Source organism: Brevibacterium ravenspurgense, from assembly GCF_001584615.1.
In the GTDB taxonomy this organism is placed as follows: domain Bacteria; phylum Actinomycetota; class Actinomycetes; order Actinomycetales; family Brevibacteriaceae; genus Brevibacterium; species Brevibacterium ravenspurgense.
Map to the genome: position 1 here is coordinate 262,209 of NZ_LQQC01000012.1, position 16,599 is coordinate 278,807.

The following is a 16,599-nucleotide window of genomic DNA, read 5'->3' on the forward strand; positions in this document are numbered from 1 at the left end:
TCTCTCAGGTTTCGTGAACCCGGCTGTGCGAAGCTGGGCTTAACACACTTCGAGGGAAGGAACATCTATGTCCACCATGAGCAGGCGCGATGTCTTCAAGAGCGCCGGTGTCATCGGAACTGTCGCAGCCACAGGAACCGTTCTGGCGGCCTGCTCCAGCCAGGACCTCGGTGAAATCGAAGTCAACGTTGCTGACGTCCCGGAAGGCTCCGGCATCATCAAGGACAACTTCGTCGTCGTGCAGCCCGAGAAGGGACAGTTCAAAGCGTTTTCCGCCGTGTGCCCCCACCAGGGCTGCCTGGTCAACCAGGTGGACGAAGAAAAGATCGTGTGCCCCTGCCACACATCGCACTTCTCTTCCAAGGACGGCTCGTTCATTTCCGGTGCCGCCCAGCAATCACTCGAAGAAGCTCAGCTGACCCAGGACGGCGACACGCTGCATGTCTCCGGAAAGTGACGCTTCGAGCCCGGAAGAAACCCGCGGCTCACAGAAAGTTTGCGCATCCGCGGCGAAAGAAAACGAGTTCACCCACTACGGGCGCGTAGCCACGTGGATGATCGCCCGGGGACTGTGGTCGGTCATCTTCGGAATCGTCGTGGTGTTCTGGCCGCGCGTGCAGATCGACAGCCCCTTCAACACTGCCGTCGGAGTGCGCACAGCAGCGCTGCTCATCTTGGCCTACATCGTCGTGCAGGCCCTCATGCTGCTGGGCCAGGCGGCGAAAACCCCAGCCCTGCGCACCAAGCTTCTGGGCCAAGCAGTTGTTGTTCTGCCGGCAGCCGGCTTCCTGCTGTTTGCGTCTGAAGCCGGCGCAGTGCGAGCGGCGATCATGGTGTGGGCGCTGCTGCACGGACTGCTCGAAGCGTGGATCTACCTGCGCGTGAAACACCAGCGGATGTCCACCGACTTCGCAATCGCCGCCGCCGTCCACCTGCTTCTGGCCATCGCCATGATCGCCGGATCGAACATGAAGGCACTGTCGGAAATGGGCCTTACCGGAGCGGCTGCAACGATCATCGGCGTGGTCTATGCGGTCGGCGGCTTTACGCGCAACAATAGGAAAAACACCGGCGCAATCAGCGAGGATGGGGAATGAGCAACCACGCGCACATCGGTACCAGCTCAGCCGACGCCCACGGCATCGGCGTACAGACCGCTCTGCGGAAACTCGACCCGGAGCTCTTCCGGATCATCCAGCAGCTGGCCCGCGCGGAACAGCTCCTCGTCGCAACTGACTACGACGGCACCATCGCCCCCATCGTCGATTCACCCGCCCACGCCTACCCGAAAGAAGAATCGGTACAGGCCATGCGGGCCCTTGCAGAACTCGACAACACCACCTCGGCAGTGATTTCCGGGCGGTCCCTGCGGGACCTCGCCGCCATGTCGCGGCTTCCACGCGAAGTCCACCTGGTCGGCTCTCACGGCGGGGAAACCGACACGGACTTCGAAGAATCGCTCAGCCGGTCAGAACAGCACGCGCTGTCCACCCTGCGCCACGGTCTGGCCTCGGTCCAGGCGGCCATGCCTGCGCTCAACATCGAACCCAAACCCTCCGGTGCGGCCATCCACCTGCGCGGCCTCGAAGGACCACAGCGCCGCCAGGCAGAAGAAGCCGTGGCGCGCCTCGAAGCGCTGTCGGGTGTGCGTTCGGTGCGCGGCAAAGAAGTCGTTGACCTCACAGTGGTCGACTCCACCAAGGGCGACGCCCTGAACAAACTGCGCCGCCGCCTGGATCAGCCGACCGTGCTGTACATCGGCGACGACGCATCAGACGAACCGGCTTTCGCTTCACTCGGCGAAGACGACCTGGGGCTGAAAGTCACAGAGGTCGCAGCCGAAAACCGACACGGCGAAAACGGGAACGGTGTGGAAACCGCCGCTCGGTTCCTGCTGAGCGGACCTGACGAGGTGGCACTCGTCTTGTCCTCGGTTGTTGCGCTGCGCCGCGCGTGGCTGTTCGGCAAAGAAGCGGTGCCGATTGAGCGCTACACCCTGCTGTCCAACGGGACAACCACCGCGCTGGTCGACCCGACCGCACAGATTTCCTGGCTGCCACACCCTCTGCCGCACTCAGATTCCCTGTTCTCGGAAATCCTCGGCAGCGACGACGCCGGCTACTTCTCCGTGGTGCCGGCCCGCGAACCGAACGCACTGCCCATTTCCCAGCGCTACCGCGACGCTACGCACATCCTCGAAACCCGCTGGCAGCAGGTTTCCGTCACCGACTACCTGACACCCGTGGCCGACGGCGACCCAGCCGGCTCCGCCGTTCTGGTGCGCGCCCTCAAAGGCGAAGGGGAAGCGCTCATCCGCTTTGCGCCTCGGCCCGATTACGGCGCCTACCCCGTACGTCTGAAGCTCACCGACCGCGGTGTGCGGGTGCGCGGTGTGGCAGAAGCCGTTGAGCTGGTTGCACCCGACGTGCAGTTCAAAGTCATCCAGGACGGCGAATCCGAAACCGCGATTGCCCGCGTCAAACTGAAAGAGGACGCACCGGTGGTGCTCGCGCTCATCCTCGGCGGAGCTGAAAACACTGCGGCTGCGGTCCTTGAAGACGAAGCCGCCGTTCGCGCATCAGTGAAAGAAGAATCGCGCGAATGGGTCGAAGCGCTTAGCCTGCCCACCAAGGCGCGCGATCGGGTTGGGCGCTCCGCCCTGACTTTGCGCGGGCTGTGCCACGCACCCACCGGGGGCATCCTGGCAGCTGCGACCACCTCTCTGCCCGAAGGCATCGGCGGTGTGCGCAACTGGGACTACCGCTACACGTGGCTGCGCGATGGTGCGCTCACCGCTTCGGCGCTTGTTGATCTTGGCTCTGCGGCTGAGGCCCGCGGTTTCCTGCAGTGGCTTGACGCCATCATCGCGCAGGCCGCCGAACAGGACATGACAGTTGAAGAACTCCGCCCGCTGTACGCGGTCGACGGTTCGCAGCTGGTCACAGAAGCCGTTCTCGAACACCTGCCCGGCTACGCCGGTTCCAGGCCCGTGCGCGTGGGCAACGCCGCTGAACACCAGGTCCAGCTGGATGTGTTCGGTCCGGTTGCTGACCTCATCGTGAGCCTCGCCCGCTTTGACGGGACACTGTCGGATTCGCATTGGAAGCTGCTGGAAGACCTCGTGCAGGCGGTCGCCAACCGCTGGCACCAGGCCGACCACGGCATCTGGGAAGCCCGCCGGGCACCGAAGCACAACGTGTACACGAAGGTCATGTGCTGGCAGACGGTCGACAGGGCGCTCAAAGCGGCCGAAGAGTTCGGCCGTCCCGCAGGTGCTGACTGGGAACAGCTGCGCGAGGACATCAAGAACGACGTCTGCTCCAAGGGCTTCAATTCCAAGGTCGGCGCGTTCACGGTTGCCTACGGCGAAGACGATCTCGACGCCGCGTGCCTGTTCGTCGGACTGTCCGGCATGCTGCCGGCTGACGATGAGCGCTTCCGCGCAACCGTCGACGCCGTTGAGCGCAGCCTGCGCGAAGGACCCACCGTGTTCCGCTACCGCTACGACGACGGCCTGCCGGGCCTTGAGGGTGGTTTCCACATCTGCACGTCATGGCTGATCGAATCGCTGCAGATGGTCGGCCGGACCGCTGATGCGCGCAACCTGTTCAGCCGCATGGAAGCACTCATCGGGCCCACCGGCATGCTGCCGGAGGAATACGACCCCGTTGCCGAACGGCACCTGGGCAACACACCGCAGGCCTACAGCCACATCGGACACATCAAGGCGGCAATCGCCCTGAGCGAGTGAGCGCTGGGCGCGTGTTCCCAGTGCGGAGGCGCACCCCGTGGGGTGCCTGCTTCAGCCTTGGTTGGCCTGGGTCAGCCTGCCTCAGCCGGCTAGTGCGTCTTTGCCCCATTTGAGGTCGGTCTTGGCGCCTCCGGCCTGTCCGGTGCCGAACACCAGGTCCATGCCCAGCAGCTTCGCCTGCCCCTGAGCGATCACGAGCCCTAAGCCCATGCCGCCGCCCCCGCCGCTGGAGAAGCGCGTGGGGCCGATGGTGAGGATGTCGGTGGGGTAGCCGGGACCGTGGTCTTCAACGCGCACGGCCGTGTCTGTTGCGGTGACCGTGATCGGGTTGGCGCCGTGCTTGATGGAGTTGATGACCAGGTTGGTGACAATCCGCTCAAAGCGCCGCTGATCGGTGTTGATGGTCACGTCAGCCAGCGCGAAGTCGGAGTTGATGACGTGGTCGCCCACTGCGCCGGATGACCGCAGATTGCTGATGAGTGCGTGCAGTGTTGTGGCAACGTGCATGGGCTGAACGGCCACGTGTGCGGCTCCGCCCTCCAGGCGGGAGACCTCCAGGAGGTCCTCGACGAGCTCCTGCAGGCGCTGAGCTCGCTCCTTGACCAGTTCCGCCGGTCTGGAGTCTTCTTCCAGCAGGCCGGCGGCGGTGATGAGTCCGGTCAGCGGCGTGCGCAGTTCGTGCGCCAGGTCTGCCGTGAAGCGCTGTTCGGTGTCGATGCGCTCTGACAGCTGGGCGAGTGCGGAATCGACTGCATCAGCGAAGTCGGCGACTTCGTCGTGGCCGCTGGTGATGACATCGCCGATCTTCACCGAAGTGTCGCCGGCGGCAATCTGTCTGGCCACTTCGGCCCCGCGTGTCAGTCGGCCAGAAATCGTTCCGACTGTGAGCGCCCCGAATCCGCCGACGAGCAGTGCGCCGACGACTGACGCGACGACGATGGTCGTGCTGGACTGGTTGCGCATCCGTTCGTATTCCACCGCGGAGTGGTAGACCGACAGCACCGCGGTTTCCCCGCCGACGGTGATGGGCGTGGCCGCCCACATCACGGGCTCACCCGTTCTGGGCAGCGTCCCGTGCACGGTGGCGGTCCGTCCCTGCTGGGCGGATTCGCGTGCGGCCTCCGGGACATCCTCGCTGTTGATGCGGGCATCCAGCACAAGTTTGCCCGTTTCGCTGTAGACGCTGCGGGCCTGTTCGAGCTTCCATTGGGCTTGTTCGCGCAGCAGGGCCTCGTCAGTGTTGCTCGACGTATAGCGCACCACCGCCCCGAGCATGAGCGCTGTGAGCACCACGCCCGCGAACAGGACGAGGACGAATTTCAGCCGCAGTGACACGGCTCAGCCTGCAAAGCGGTAGCCGAAGCCGCGGACGGTTTCGATCATGCGGGCGCCGATCTTCTTGCGCAGCCGCTGAATGTGGACGTCGACAACACGCGAATCGCCAGCCCATTCGCCGCCCCATACCGTCATTGCGATCTTTTCGCGTGAGTAGACGTGTTTGGGGTCTTCTGTCAGCAGCAGAAGAATGCGCAGCTCAGTGGGGGTCAGGTGGACTTCTTTTCCGTCGACCGTGACCGTCAGGCGGCTGTTGTCGAGTTCGAGGGAACCCAGCTTGGTTGTTGTGGAGCGCGGTTCAGGGCTTACAGCAGGGTTCGGAGTTCCTTCCGAGGTGCTGCTTGACGGATCCTGCAGACCCGGGGTGGGGCCCAGGACTTCTGGAATCGCACCGGTGCCGAGGATGGGCACGGTGTCGTTGCGGCGGCCCTCCCATTTCGGAGCGGTCGCTGTGTTTGTGCCGCCGGTGGGTGCTGTGTGCGCACTGGGCGATTCCACTGGGTCCTGTCCGACGGGTGCTGAGCCGAAGCCCATTGCTCCTGTGCCCGCGGTGACGAAACGGCGCACGATAGTGCGGATGCGGGCGTTGAGAACCTGCATGTCGAACGGTTTCGTCAGGTAGTCATCCGCCCCGGCTTCGAGCGCCTGGACGATGTCGATTGGGTCAGACCGCGCAGAGATCACAATGATCGGCACGGTCGACTTTTCGCGGATGGCGCGCGTAATGGACGCGCCGTTCATAGTGGGCAGCATGAGGTCGAGCAGAACGGCGTCAGCGCCGTGTTCGGCCACGTATTCGTAGCCGTCGCGGCCGTCTGCGAATGTCGTGACCGTGTAGCCGAAGCGCTCCAGAGCCAGCTGTGTGGTTTCGCGGATCACTTCGTCGTCTTCGACCAAGACAATGTGCATGCCCACCCCTTTCCGATGGGTATTCTACTGAGTTCTAGTCGACAGACCACCCTCGGACGACTGTGTCGATCGGCTGAGCTTCTTTGCTGACCGGGCGGGGGTCCAGACGGCCGTGGGCAGAGAAGCGAGGTGCCGGTCGCGGTTGGGTGACGCCGTCGACTTCCGTGTACGTGCCCCGGGCTTTCAGCTGGGGGTCGTCCAGTGCCTGTTCCATGGACCACACGGGGGCAACGCAGGCGTCGGTGGGGTCGAAGACCTCAGTCCAGTGCGCCAGCGGGTGCTGTGCGATGGTATCGGCGATGAGCTGGTGGACTTCGTCGAACTTCCGCGGGTCGAAGCGGCCCTTCTGGGTCCATTCGGGCAGCCCCAGGTGTTCGCGCAGCTCTTCGAAGAACTGCGGTTCCAGTGGTGCAACCGCAAGGTATTCGCCGTCGGAGGTTCGGTAGTAGGAGTACGAGGGCTGCGATCCGTCGAGGAAGTTCCGGCCGCGAGCGTCCTGCCACATGCCCGTGTCTTTCAGGGCCCACAGCATGGTGGCCAGTGTTGCCGTGCCGTCGACGATAGCGGCATCGATCACTTGGCCGCGCCCGGTGGAGCTGCGCTCAAACAGGGCAGCGAGGATGCCGGTGACCAAGAACATGGACCCACCCCCGAAGTCGCCAACAAGGTTCAGCGGCGGGACGGGAGCGCTGTCAGCGCTGCCGATGAGCGAGGCCATGCCGGTGCGCGCAATGTAGCCCATGTCGTGACCTGCACGGTCTGCCAGCGGGCCGTCCTGCCCCCAGCCGGTCATACGGCCGTACACCAGGCCGGGATTGCGTTCGAGAAGCACATCCGGCCCCAGGCCAAGACGCTCCATGACACCGGGGCGGAAGCCCTCAATGAGCACATCGGCCCGATCGAGCAGTTCGAGCACGCCTTTGATGGCCGCAGGGTCTTTCAGATCAGCTTCGACAATCCGGCGGCCGCGCGCCGTGACGTCAGATTTCTTGGCGTTGCCCGGCCTGTCGATTCGCACAACATCAGCGCCGAGGTCAGCCAGGATCATCGCGGCGTGCGGACCCGGGCCCAGTCCTGTGAACTCAACGACCTTCAGTCCGGCCAGCGGTCCTGCTGCGCCGGATTCCGTGTTGCCGCGTGCTGAGCTGTGCTGTGTCATGGTGTCCCTTCTGCGACTGCTTTGTCATCTGGGTCACATATTAGACAGGGGCACTGACACAGCCGAACGGTGCTTGCCATTCGGACGCGCGTACACTTGACGGCATGGCAAAAGACACGTCGGTTTCACAGCATTCGGGTTCGTCCAAGGCCGTGTCCTATAAGGACACGTACACCTTCGGCATCATCACGGGCCTCATTGTGTTCGTGCTGACAATGATCTTCACCCGCGGCTGGCAGTCGTTCGAGCGCTTCGGTCTGGTGCTTCTCTACACCGCGGTCACGGCGATAGTGGTCACTGGTCTGGCCGCACTCATGAACTACATCGTGTCGAAGGACAAAACCGTCCATGATCCCGATTCGCCCGTGATGGACTGATTTGAATAAGAAAAAGAACGAGGCGCCCGCCTCGTTCTTTTTCTTTCCCCGGTTTCGCTTCACTCACCTGGGGTGAGTGAAGCGAAACCGGGGAGTGCGGATTAATCCTTGGTGCAAGCAGCTATTTGAACCGAAGCAACCGCAGGCTGTTGAGCACAACAAACACTGAACTGAACGCCATGGCGGCCCCTGCGATCATGGGGTCGAGTTTGCCCGATACCGCGATGGGCACAGCCAGCACGTTGTAGATGAATGCCCAAAACAGGTTCTGCTTAATGCTGCGAACAGTGCGGTGGGATAGGCGGATAGCCTGCGGAATCTGCTGTGGGTCCGAACGCATGAGTGTAATGTCCGAAGCCGCAATCGCAACATCGGTTCCCGTGCCCATCGCTACGCCCAGATCCGCCCCGGCCAGGGCAGCAGCGTCATTGACTCCGTCGCCGACCATCGCAACACTGCGGCCTTCAGTCTGGAGGGCCTGAACGTGCGCGTACTTGTCCTCCGGCTTCACACCCGCGTGGACTTCGTCAATGCCGATGGCGTCAGCCACCGCCTGTGCGGACACCGGGTTGTCGCCGGTCAGCAGAACAGCGCGCAGACCGAGTTCGTGCAGTTCGTCAATGGCAGGCTTGGCGGAGTCCTTGATTGTGTCGGCCACCCAGGCCCGGCCCCGGAATTCACCATCAACCGCAACAGCAACCTCAGTCGCAGCCGGGTGGTCAGCAACCTCCGGGACAGCAACACCCTGGTCAGCCAGAAGCGCCGAGCTTCCAACGAGAACCTTGTGCCCATCAACTGTGGCAGTGATCCCGCCACCTGAGATGATCGCAAAATCGGTGACTTCACGACTAACGGAAACAGGCGAATCTGAGCCAGCCTCCGCCTCGTCAATGTGGGAAGCGGCCTGAACAACAGCGCGAGAGATCGGGTGCTCGCTGGCACTCTCGGCAGCGGCGGCGAGCGTCAGATCGTCAGGTGTCAGATCGTGCGAAACCACCCGCATGCGGCCCTCGGTGACGGTGCCGGTCTTGTCCAGCACGACGGTGTCGAGCGTGCGGGCTGCTTCCATGGTCTCGGGTCCGGAGACCAGAATGCCCAGCTGCGAACCGCGGCCAGACGACACTGCGAGCGCGGTCGGTGTGGCCAGTCCCAGCGCGCACGGGCAGGCGATGACGACGACCGTGATCGCGGCGTGCAGACCGTAAATCCAGTCGCCGCCGATAATGCCCCACCCCAACAGGGTGAGCACGGCGATGCCCAAAATCGTGGGCACGAAAACTGCGGAAATCGAATCGGCAATGCGCTGCGCGGCAGGTTTGCCGGTTTGGGCGCGGGCGACTAGGCGGGACATTTCGGCAAGAGTGGTGTCCGAACCGACGCGATCGGCCCGCACCGTCAAAGTGCCCGAGGTGTTCATGGTTGCGCCCGTGACCTTCGAACCCTCGGTGACCTCGACGGGTGCGGATTCGCCTGTCAGCATGGATTCATCAACGGCTGAAGTACCGCCGACAACTGTGCCGTCAGCGGCAATTGTTTCGCCGGGGCGGACGCGGAAAACATCGCCCACGCGCAGCTGATCAGCGGGGATAGTGCGCTCAGTGACCCGTCCGTCAGCGTCGGTTTCAACCAGCAGCGCCACTTTTGAGCCCAGGTTGATAAGTTCACGCAGCGCCTTCGTGGCATTCGACTTGGCGCGGTGCTCCAGCACGCGCCCTGCCAGTAGGAACACTGTGACGGCGACGGCGGCCTCGAACCACACGTGCGCATTGTGCGGCAGAACCCAATTTCCGGCCGCTGCCTGCGCGAAAACAGTCCACAGCGAATACAGGGTCGCGGTGATGACACCCACTGAAATCAGGGTGTCCATTGTGGAGGAAAAACCGCGTGCGGCCTTGAACGCCGCCTCGTGGAACGGCCACGCGCCCCACGTCACAACCGGCAGCGACAGCGCAAGAATCAGCCAGTGCCATCCTGGGAAATGCCACGACATGACCATCGAAATGGCGATGACCGGCGCCCCGAGGATTGCGCTGACAATCAGGCGGGTACGGAAGCGGGAGGCGAGATCCGGTTCGTCTGCTGGGTCCTCAAAGGACTGCACCGACGCCCCGTAGCCGGTCTTTTCGACCACTGCGATGAGGTCCTCGTCGGTGACATCTGAGCTGACCTCGACGTGAGCCGAGTTCAGAGGCAGGTTGACCACCGCCTCGACCCCGTCAAGCCGGTTGAGCTTCTTCTGCACCCGTGACGAGCATGACGCGCACGTCATGCCGGTAATGGCAAGGTCGACTTCCCGGACTTGTGTTGCCGAGGTGGAGCTTCCGATCGGGTCTGGGTGTTCGGCTGGGGTGGGGGTCATTTGACGATGGTGTAGCCGGCTTCGTCGATTGCGTCGTTGAGGTCGGCTTCGGCCAGCGGTGTGGCCGATTCGATGGTGACCGGGGAGATTCCGCCTTCGACGAGTTCGACGTTGACGGACTGCACGCCGTCGATTGCGCCGACTTCGTCCTTGACTGCATTGACGCAGTGGTTGCAGGTGAGGCCGGAAACGTTGATGGTCGTCGTAGCCATAAGCCCTCCTAAAGTTCAGGCGATGCCGTGCGGGGCTTCGCCGTGGCATTGAGTTTCGGGTGCCCACCGAGCTGGCGTGTGCCGCTGGTTAGGTGGGCCTACCGGGGCAACGACGACACCCGCCAGAACATTCCATGGGGTGGGTGTGGTGGCCAAACGCTGGTAGGTTTTTGTTCAGCACCGCCCTAAGCATCCGCTGGAGGTCACCGTCTATGAATCTGGACCCGACTGCTCTGCTGCTTGGCATTGGCATGCTTCTCGGTGGGGGTCTCGGCTGGACCTTCTACATGAAGGCGATACGAAAAAAGCCTGAAACCGAAGAGTGGTACGACTCGGCTGATGGTTGGGAGAGCGGCGTCACGGACCGCGATGCCTCCCTGTATTTGGTTCCCTTCGGTTCACTGTTCTTCTTTCTTTTCGGGTTCCTAATGCTGCTGTCCTGCTTCACTATCCCAGACTCGGTCAAACCGGTGCTTTTCTGTGTGTACGCAGTGGCTGCCGCCCTTCCGGTTATCGGCATGATCGGAATTATGGGAGTCCCGCTGCCGTGGCCTATTGTGCCGCGCTGGGTCGTCGACATCCGCAAGAAGAAGCGCGCCCGAGCCCGCGAGCGCCGAGCAGCCAAGAGGGCGGCGAAGAGGGCAGAAAAGAACAAGTAGGGCGGCCGAGGTGGAACCGACTTGGCCGGGACATCCTCCTCAGAGGACATCCCGGCCAAGCCAGCTCCAAATCTGTCAGCTCCAGTGAGTCTGTGAGCGCTTGCGCATGAGCGCCCGGTATTCCTCTGTTGTCTTCGGGTAGAGCTCACCGGTGCCCCAGTCGAGCACAACTCCGTAGCGGCGGATGACATCGTGGACGCTCAGATCGCCCTTGCTGTAGCGCTCTGCCACAGACGAAGCGTCTTCTTCCAACCAGCCATCGCGCTGCGAGCGGATTTCTTCGCGCTTAGCTTCGGTTGCATCGAAGTCGATTTCGTACTTGTCGAGTTCAGGGTCGATCGGCGTGATGACAACGCCGTAGTCGAGTTCGGCTCGCTCAAGCGAAACGTATTCGTCGATGACGTCCTCAAGCACATCCTCCGGCTTGCGCTTCAGCGGGTCACCAAAGCCGCCGCCGCCAGCAGACGGACGGGTGAACGTGTCACCGGGACCAACCGGAACATTCGAGAACGTGGCACCCAGGTAGCGGCTGTCCTCAGTGTCAGGGTTGAGCCACACGCCGTGCGGAATCGACGGCAGGCCACCGTTGATTCCCCACGTGACAGACCGTCCGCGGTCACAGCAGTAGCTCATGACGGTACGCGCAGCATCGGTGAGCATACCGCCCTTCGAAATACCGCATCCGCCGCGGAATTGTCCCGGTCCACCGGAGTCGGTGGCGATGGCGTGCTCGGTTGTGAGAACCGGGCTCAAACGCTCCTGACCTTCGATCGGCTGCACGGCAAGACCCGTGCCGAAAACCGGTGCGGTGGCAGACGAACCGTCCTTCGTGGAGCGCCCACCCCAGCCGCCGGCCATCCAGTCGTACCACATGAAGTACTGGTCATCGTCGGTTCGCGCATCATGGCCGCCGACCAGCAGATACTCCAGGTTGAACGCGCATGCCATGGCACGGTCCGGCATGACCTGAGACCACAGTTCGAAGCAGGCGTTCATGACCTTTTCATACGGACCGGAGCAGAAGCCGGTCACAGCGTGCGGCCAGCCGGCATTGATCACAGTGCCCTCTTCGCCGATCTCGGCGGTCACCGCCTCATAGAAGCCGGAGTTGAGCGGCACCTCGGGGAAGAAGGACTTTGTTCCCGCATAGATGGCCGAGAACGTGGTGCCGTAGCCGGAGTTGAGGAACGTCGACACGGCAGGTGCGCCCGAAACGTCATAGTGGATGCCTTCGTCATCAAGCGTGAGCTTCACCGTGATCGGCACCATGCCTTCGCCGTGGGCCGGGTCGAAGTCAAGGTAGTCAGTCGTCTCCCACGTGCCCTGCGGCAGCTGCTTGAGGTTCTCCAGAACTGTGCGGCACACGTAGTCCTGGGTTTCCTGCATGGCGGCCTTCACCGTGTCGAAGCCGTACTTGTCGACCAGGCGAATGACTTCGCGGGCACACACGTCGGTTGCTTTCGACTGGGCACGCAGGTCGCCGAGAGCGCTTTCGGGATCACGGGTGTTCGACACCAGAAGCTGAGCAACATCGTGAAGGAACTCGCCCTTGCGCCATACGCGCACAGGCGTGATGCGCAGGCCCTCACTGAAGTGCTCGGTTGCATTGACGTCGAATGAACCGGGCACATTGCCGCCGATGTCCGCCCAGTGGCCCTTGTTCTGTGCGTAGCCGATGATCTTGCCCTCTGCGAAGATCGGGCGGATGAAGCTCACGTCATTGAAGTGCGTGCCGCCCCGATAGGGGTCGTTGACGGCAAAGACGTCACCTTCGTTGATGTCATCGCCGAACTGTTCAAGCACCGCCTTGCACTGGAAGTGCAGCGTGCCGACGTGCACGGCGATATCGCCGCTTCCCTGCATGACCGTGTTGCCTTCGGCATCGCACAGAGCAGAGCTGAAGTCGCGCGAATAGATGACGAAGGAATAGCAGGTTCGAAGAATCTGCTCGCTCATGAGGTCAACGCTCGTTGCAAAAGCGTTCTTCAGAACCTCAAAGGTGACTGGATCGAGTTCGTGCTGTGCGGTGGTCACTTTTCAACTCCATTGTCCAAAGTGATGCGGATGTTGTGCCATTCGTCGATTTCAGCCGTGCAGTACGGCGGAACGACCGTGGTGCTGTCCAGCTGATCGATGATGGCCGGACCTTCGATCACCATGCCCCAACCGAGTTCATCGCGGTTGTAGATGGGAGTGTCGGTCCATTCACCGTTCCAGCGCACCTGGCGGGTGGAAACCGGTTCGGCAGTCGAGGTGGTCTTCTCCTTTTCGGGAACAAAGCTCGGCTTGGGTGTGCGTCCAATGGCCTTGACGTGGATCTGGTAGATCTCAACCGGTTTGTCGTCCTGACGGAACGAATAGCGGCGCTCGTGTTCTTCGTGGAAGGTTTGGATGGCCTCAGCCAGGCCGCCTTCCTGCGTGATCGGCACCTGCAGCGAACGCCACTGGCCGTGATAGCGCATCGAAATGCCGCGCTGGATTGTCGAGTCTTCGGCAGCGACACCCTCAGCGCGCAGTCGCTCCCACGCCTCGTCTTCCAAACGACCGTAGGCGGCGGACAGTTCGTCGGTGTCTGCGTTCTTGGCGTCAGCGTCGAACATCTCCGACAGGTCGTGCTGGATGTCGACCAGCAGGCAGCCCATAGCCGAGTGCACGCCCGGGTTCGGGGGAACAATGACGGCGGGGATGCCGAGTTCACGAGCAACATCAGCACCGTGGAGTGCACCCGCACCGCCGAATGCGACAAGCGCGAATTCACGCGGATCGAGCCCGCGGCGGATGGACACCAGGCGCACAGCATCAGCCATGTTGGCGTTGGCAACCTGGAGGATCGCCTCTGCGGCATCGTCCGTGTCCATGTTCAGCGGCTTCGCGATGTCACGCTCGATGACGGTCTTCGAGCGGCTCTTGTCGAGTGACATAGCGCCGTCGGCAAGGTCTGTGCCCAACCGTCCCAGCAACAGGTTGGCGTCCGTGTTCGTCGGGGCATCACCGCCGAGGCTGTAGCAGGCCGGACCGGGGTCAGCACCGGCCGACTGGGGTCCGTTGCGCAGGGAGCCGGCGATGTCGATGTGAGCCAGGGATCCACCTCCGGCGCCGATGGTGAGTACCTCGATGCTGGGGAACACGATGGGGTGGCCGAACTCGACTTCCCACCTGTGGGTGGTGCGCAGGTTGCCGCGGTCGACCAGAGAAATATCGGTCGAGGTGCCGCCCATGTCGAGCCCGACCGCGTTTTCGTAACCGCACTGCAGGGCGACGTGCTGGGCTGCGATGGCGCCCGCAGCAATGCCAGATGCGGCAAGGCGCACCGGCAGCTTCTTCACCAGCGGGGGAGTCATGGATCCGCCGCCGGAGTGCAGCAGCAGGAGGTCACCGTCGTAGCCGCCGTCAGTGAGCTTTTCGTCAAGCTGTTCGACGTAGTCCGACACGAGCGGGCCCAGCAGCGCATTGGCCGTGGCGGTGGTGAAGCGGTCGTGCTCGAAGATTTCCGGCAGCACTTCCGCCGAGTTCGTCACCGCGACGTCGGGAAGTTCACGACGGAGGATTTCGACCATCCGATTTTCGTTTTCCGCATTCGCGTACGAATTGATGAAGCACACCGCAACGGTCTTCACACCGCGACGACGCAGCAGGCCGGCAAGTTCGACCGCTTCGTCTTCATCCAGGGGTGTGACAACACGGCCGGAGTAATCGATCCGCTCGGTGACTTCGAAGCGGTCGCGGCGGCGAATGTACGGCGGGGACACGTCCTTGTAGGCGTCCCACAGGTCGTCCTTTGTGCCGTCGCGGATCTCAATGACATCCCGGAAGCCCTTCGTGGTGACAAGCGCGGCCTCGGGGAACCGCCGGGTGATGAGCGCGTTGGTTGCCACGGTCGTGCCGTGGGAGAAAAGCTCAACGTCTTCGAGGTTGATCTCACCGCGCTTCACGCCGTTGAGAATGGCCTCCATGGGGTTTGAGGGAGTCGACGGGACTTTTGTCACGCGCATCGACTTGGTTTTTTCGTCAAAAATACAGACGTCGGTAAAGGTTCCTCCGACATCGACAGCGACACGAAGTGGTTTCACGAATACTCCTTTGTTTCATGATGTGCCTCCCAGTGTGGTTCGGAGCACACCGTGGTTCAATGGTGAAAACGAAGTCTTCCCCGGCCGTTTTTGTAGATTCTCCAAAGGCGTCGAAAGGGGAGGTGCCATGGACGCTGAAGAAAGGCTCGCCGCTGTTGAGGCCCTGCTGCGGGCCATGGGTTCGCCCGATCCTCTGGGCGCTGTAGTTCGCCAGCTCAATGCCTATGTCGACGGCGGGGCGATTATCTTCGACCACTCGGCCAATCCTGTTCGCGCTGCCGGGAGGGCGCCCGTGCATCTGCTTGCGGCTTCTCTGGATAACGGCATTGCCGAGGGGCAGCTGCAGTTGGGGCGGTGGCGTGCTTTGGTGCGCGCTGTGACGATTCGCGGCAGCCGCTACTGTGCGGTTCTCGTTGGGTCGGACGAAGGTTTTATGCAGGATGACGGCCTGTGGTTGCTTGAGCGTCTTGAGGCAGTGTTGGCAAGTCTTGACGGTGTAGCAGCATTTGCTGCCTATGAGCGTGTGCGCTGGTCCGAGCAGATTCTCCGCCAGCTGGAATCGGGTGTTCTGACAGCGCGCGTGCCGTATTACTGGGACAGTCTGGAGCGGTTGGGGTTCACGGTCTACTCTCCCGTGGTCTACGTGCGCGGCACGGTGAATGTCGAACCGGCCTCGCTTGTCGAAGAAACCGAGAAGTTGGCCGCCGACGGGGGAATCGCGCTGATCCATCAGTCAATCAGCGGGGATGAGCGCTCCACCTTTCGCATGCTCATCAGCGCTGACCTGAACATTGTGGACGCTCTCCGTGAGATCGAGGGTGTGGAATCGGCAGGGGTTTCCGAGGTGTTCGACGACCTGGGCACGGTTCCGGATCATGCGGCAGCGGCAATCCGCGCTGAGCGGATGGCGATCAACCGGGGGCGAAAAGTGCAGACCGTTGTTGAGCTTCGACCTTTGGAGTGGCTGCTGGCACAGCGTCCTTCGCGTTTGGACTATTCGCAGTTCGACCGGTTTGCGGCCGTCATCGCCGACAAACAGGACCTGGTCTCCACGGTGTGCGCCTATATTCAGCATGACCAGAGCGTTGATAAGTGCGCAGAAGCGCTGTCCATTCACCCGAACACCGTGCGGTATCGCCTAAGCCAGATCGAGCAGGCCCACGGTGAGTCGATGAAGAACGTCGACTTTCTGGCGAGCCTCTCCATTGCGCACCTGTGGCGGGAGGGCGCGGCGCTCTGATTCTTCTGGCTAGGTGGCCCTCGCCGAACGCTGGTAGGTTTTTGTTCAGCACCGCCCCAAGCATCCGCCGGAGGTCACCGTTTAATGAGTCTGGATACCACCGAGCTGCTTCTAGCGCTCGGCTTGATTCTCGGCGGGGGTCTCGGCTGGACCTACTACATGCAGGCCATACGAAAACAGCCTGAAACCGAAAAGTGGTACGACTCGGCTAATGGGGCGGAGAGCGGTGTCACGGACCGTGATGCCTCCCTGTATTTGGTTCCCTACGGTTCGCTGTTCTTCGGTGTTCTCGGGGTGGCGCTGTTGCTGGGTGGCATGAGCTTCCCTGAGCCCCTCGAAACGATCATTGCTCTTCCGTTCATGGCGGTTTTCGTCATCGCGGTCATCGGCATGACGGGCATTTTGGGAATCCCGCTGCCATGGCCTTTTGTGCCGCGTTGGGTTGTTGACATTCGCAAGAAGAAACGTGCCCGAGCCCGGCAGCGCCGAGAAGCCAAGAGGGCAAAAAAGAACAAATAGACCCGGTCC

Annotated in this window: 14 protein-coding genes; 7 read left to right on the plus strand and 7 right to left on the minus strand. The window is 62.4% G+C overall.

The window, feature by feature from the left end; all coding sequences use genetic code 11:
- The first annotated feature begins 67 nt into the window (after nt 1-67).
- The 3 genes from Bravens_RS09785 to otsB are packed head-to-tail and all read left to right on the plus strand — an operon-like array spanning nt 68 to nt 3,751.
- On the plus strand, nt 68-457 hold the full coding sequence (locus Bravens_RS09785; RefSeq protein WP_062022932.1) for a QcrA and Rieske domain-containing protein: 390 nt from the start codon (nt 68-70) through the stop codon (nt 455-457).
- On the plus strand, nt 441-1,097 hold the full coding sequence (locus Bravens_RS09790; RefSeq protein ID WP_062022935.1) for a hypothetical protein: 657 nt from the start codon (nt 441-443) through the stop codon (nt 1,095-1,097). Before Bravens_RS09785 ends, Bravens_RS09790 begins: the two co-directional genes overlap by 17 nt.
- Nucleotides 1,094-3,751 (plus strand): trehalose-phosphatase, encoded by a 2,658-nt coding sequence (otsB, locus tag Bravens_RS09795; RefSeq protein WP_082791129.1) that lies wholly within the window; start codon nt 1,094-1,096, stop codon nt 3,749-3,751. The genes Bravens_RS09790 and otsB overlap by 4 nt, the downstream gene beginning before the upstream one ends.
- Nucleotides 3,752-3,832: 81 nt before the next feature.
- Here the strand turns inward: otsB and Bravens_RS09800 are convergent, their stop codons facing one another.
- Genes Bravens_RS09800 through Bravens_RS09810 form a run of 3 tightly spaced genes read right to left on the minus strand, consistent with a single transcriptional unit; the run spans nt 3,833 to nt 7,154 of the window.
- On the minus strand, nt 3,833-5,086 hold the full coding sequence (locus Bravens_RS09800; RefSeq protein WP_062022938.1) for a sensor histidine kinase: 1,254 nt from the start codon (nt 5,084-5,086) through the stop codon (nt 3,833-3,835).
- Nucleotides 5,087-5,089: 3 nt separating this feature from the next.
- Nucleotides 5,090-5,995 (minus strand): response regulator transcription factor, encoded by a 906-nt coding sequence (locus Bravens_RS09805; RefSeq protein WP_062022940.1) that lies wholly within the window; start codon nt 5,993-5,995, stop codon nt 5,090-5,092.
- A gap of 34 nt (nt 5,996-6,029) precedes the next feature.
- Nucleotides 6,030-7,154: a CaiB/BaiF CoA transferase family protein gene (locus Bravens_RS09810; RefSeq protein ID WP_062022943.1), complete on the minus strand. Its 1,125-nt coding sequence runs from the start codon at nt 7,152-7,154 to the stop codon at nt 6,030-6,032.
- A 104-nt stretch (nt 7,155-7,258) separates the two neighbouring features.
- On the opposite strand from Bravens_RS09810, the gene Bravens_RS09815 reads away from it, so the two are divergent.
- Nucleotides 7,259-7,531, plus strand: a complete 273-nt coding sequence (locus Bravens_RS09815; protein WP_019174269.1) for a hypothetical protein — start codon at nt 7,259-7,261, stop codon at nt 7,529-7,531.
- 121 nt (nt 7,532-7,652) lie between these two features.
- On the opposite strand, the gene Bravens_RS09820 is transcribed toward Bravens_RS09815, so the two are convergent.
- Together Bravens_RS09820 and Bravens_RS09825 are read right to left on the minus strand one after the other, a co-directional pair.
- A complete protein-coding gene (locus Bravens_RS09820; protein ID WP_082791130.1) occupies nt 7,653-9,890 on the minus strand; it encodes a heavy metal translocating P-type ATPase in 2,238 nt (745 codons plus the stop codon).
- On the minus strand, nt 9,887-10,102 hold the full coding sequence (locus Bravens_RS09825) for a heavy-metal-associated domain-containing protein (protein ID WP_019174271.1): 216 nt from the start codon (nt 10,100-10,102) through the stop codon (nt 9,887-9,889). Before Bravens_RS09825 ends, Bravens_RS09820 begins: the two co-directional genes overlap by 4 nt.
- Nucleotides 10,103-10,314: 212 nt before the next feature.
- Here Bravens_RS09825 and Bravens_RS09830 point away from each other — a divergent pair, with 212 nt between their 5' ends.
- On the plus strand, nt 10,315-10,761 hold the full coding sequence (locus Bravens_RS09830; protein WP_062022946.1) for a hypothetical protein: 447 nt from the start codon (nt 10,315-10,317) through the stop codon (nt 10,759-10,761).
- A gap of 75 nt (nt 10,762-10,836) precedes the next feature.
- Here Bravens_RS09830 and Bravens_RS09835 read toward each other — a convergent pair whose 3' ends face one another.
- Together Bravens_RS09835 and Bravens_RS09840 are read right to left on the minus strand one after the other, a co-directional pair.
- Entirely contained in the window at nt 10,837-12,795 is a 1,959-nt protein-coding gene (locus tag Bravens_RS09835) for a hydantoinase B/oxoprolinase family protein (protein WP_062022948.1), read from the minus strand.
- Entirely contained in the window at nt 12,792-14,831 is a 2,040-nt protein-coding gene (locus tag Bravens_RS09840; protein ID WP_062022951.1) for a hydantoinase/oxoprolinase family protein, read from the minus strand. The genes Bravens_RS09835 and Bravens_RS09840 overlap by 4 nt, the downstream gene beginning before the upstream one ends.
- 127 nt (nt 14,832-14,958) lie before the next feature.
- Between Bravens_RS09840 and Bravens_RS09845 the strand changes: the two genes are divergently transcribed.
- Nucleotides 14,959-16,071, plus strand: coding sequence for a PucR family transcriptional regulator (locus Bravens_RS09845; protein ID WP_062022954.1), 1,113 nt, complete (start codon nt 14,959-14,961; stop codon nt 16,069-16,071).
- An 84-nt stretch (nt 16,072-16,155) separates the two neighbouring features.
- Nucleotides 16,156-16,590 carry a hypothetical protein gene (locus tag Bravens_RS09850; protein ID WP_062022957.1) on the plus strand — a complete coding sequence of 145 codons (435 nt, stop codon included), beginning with the start codon at nt 16,156-16,158 and terminating at the stop codon, nt 16,588-16,590.
- Nucleotides 16,591-16,599: the final 9 nt, after the last annotated feature.

Coding starts and splice junctions, on each gene's coding strand:
- Bravens_RS09785 (WP_062022932.1), top strand. CDS start 68: ATGTCCACCATGAGCAGGCGCGATGTCTTCAAGAGCGCCGGTGTCATC.
- Bravens_RS09790 (WP_062022935.1), top strand. CDS start 441: ATGTCTCCGGAAAGTGACGCTTCGAGCCCGGAAGAAACCCGCGGCTCA.
- otsB (WP_082791129.1), top strand. CDS start 1,094: ATGAGCAACCACGCGCACATCGGTACCAGCTCAGCCGACGCCCACGGC.
- Bravens_RS09805 (WP_062022940.1), bottom strand. CDS start 5,995: ATGCACATTGTCTTGGTCGAAGACGACGAAGTGATCCGCGAAACCACA.
- Bravens_RS09810 (WP_062022943.1), bottom strand. CDS start 7,154: ATGACACAGCACAGCTCAGCACGCGGCAACACGGAATCCGGCGCAGCA.
- Bravens_RS09815 (WP_019174269.1), top strand. CDS start 7,259: ATGGCAAAAGACACGTCGGTTTCACAGCATTCGGGTTCGTCCAAGGCC.
- Bravens_RS09820 (WP_082791130.1), bottom strand. CDS start 9,890: ATGACCCCCACCCCAGCCGAACACCCAGACCCGATCGGAAGCTCCACC.
- Bravens_RS09825 (WP_019174271.1), bottom strand. CDS start 10,102: ATGGCTACGACGACCATCAACGTTTCCGGCCTCACCTGCAACCACTGC.
- Bravens_RS09830 (WP_062022946.1), top strand. CDS start 10,315: ATGAATCTGGACCCGACTGCTCTGCTGCTTGGCATTGGCATGCTTCTC.
- Bravens_RS09845 (WP_062022954.1), top strand. CDS start 14,959: ATGGACGCTGAAGAAAGGCTCGCCGCTGTTGAGGCCCTGCTGCGGGCC.
- Bravens_RS09850 (WP_062022957.1), top strand. CDS start 16,156: ATGAGTCTGGATACCACCGAGCTGCTTCTAGCGCTCGGCTTGATTCTC.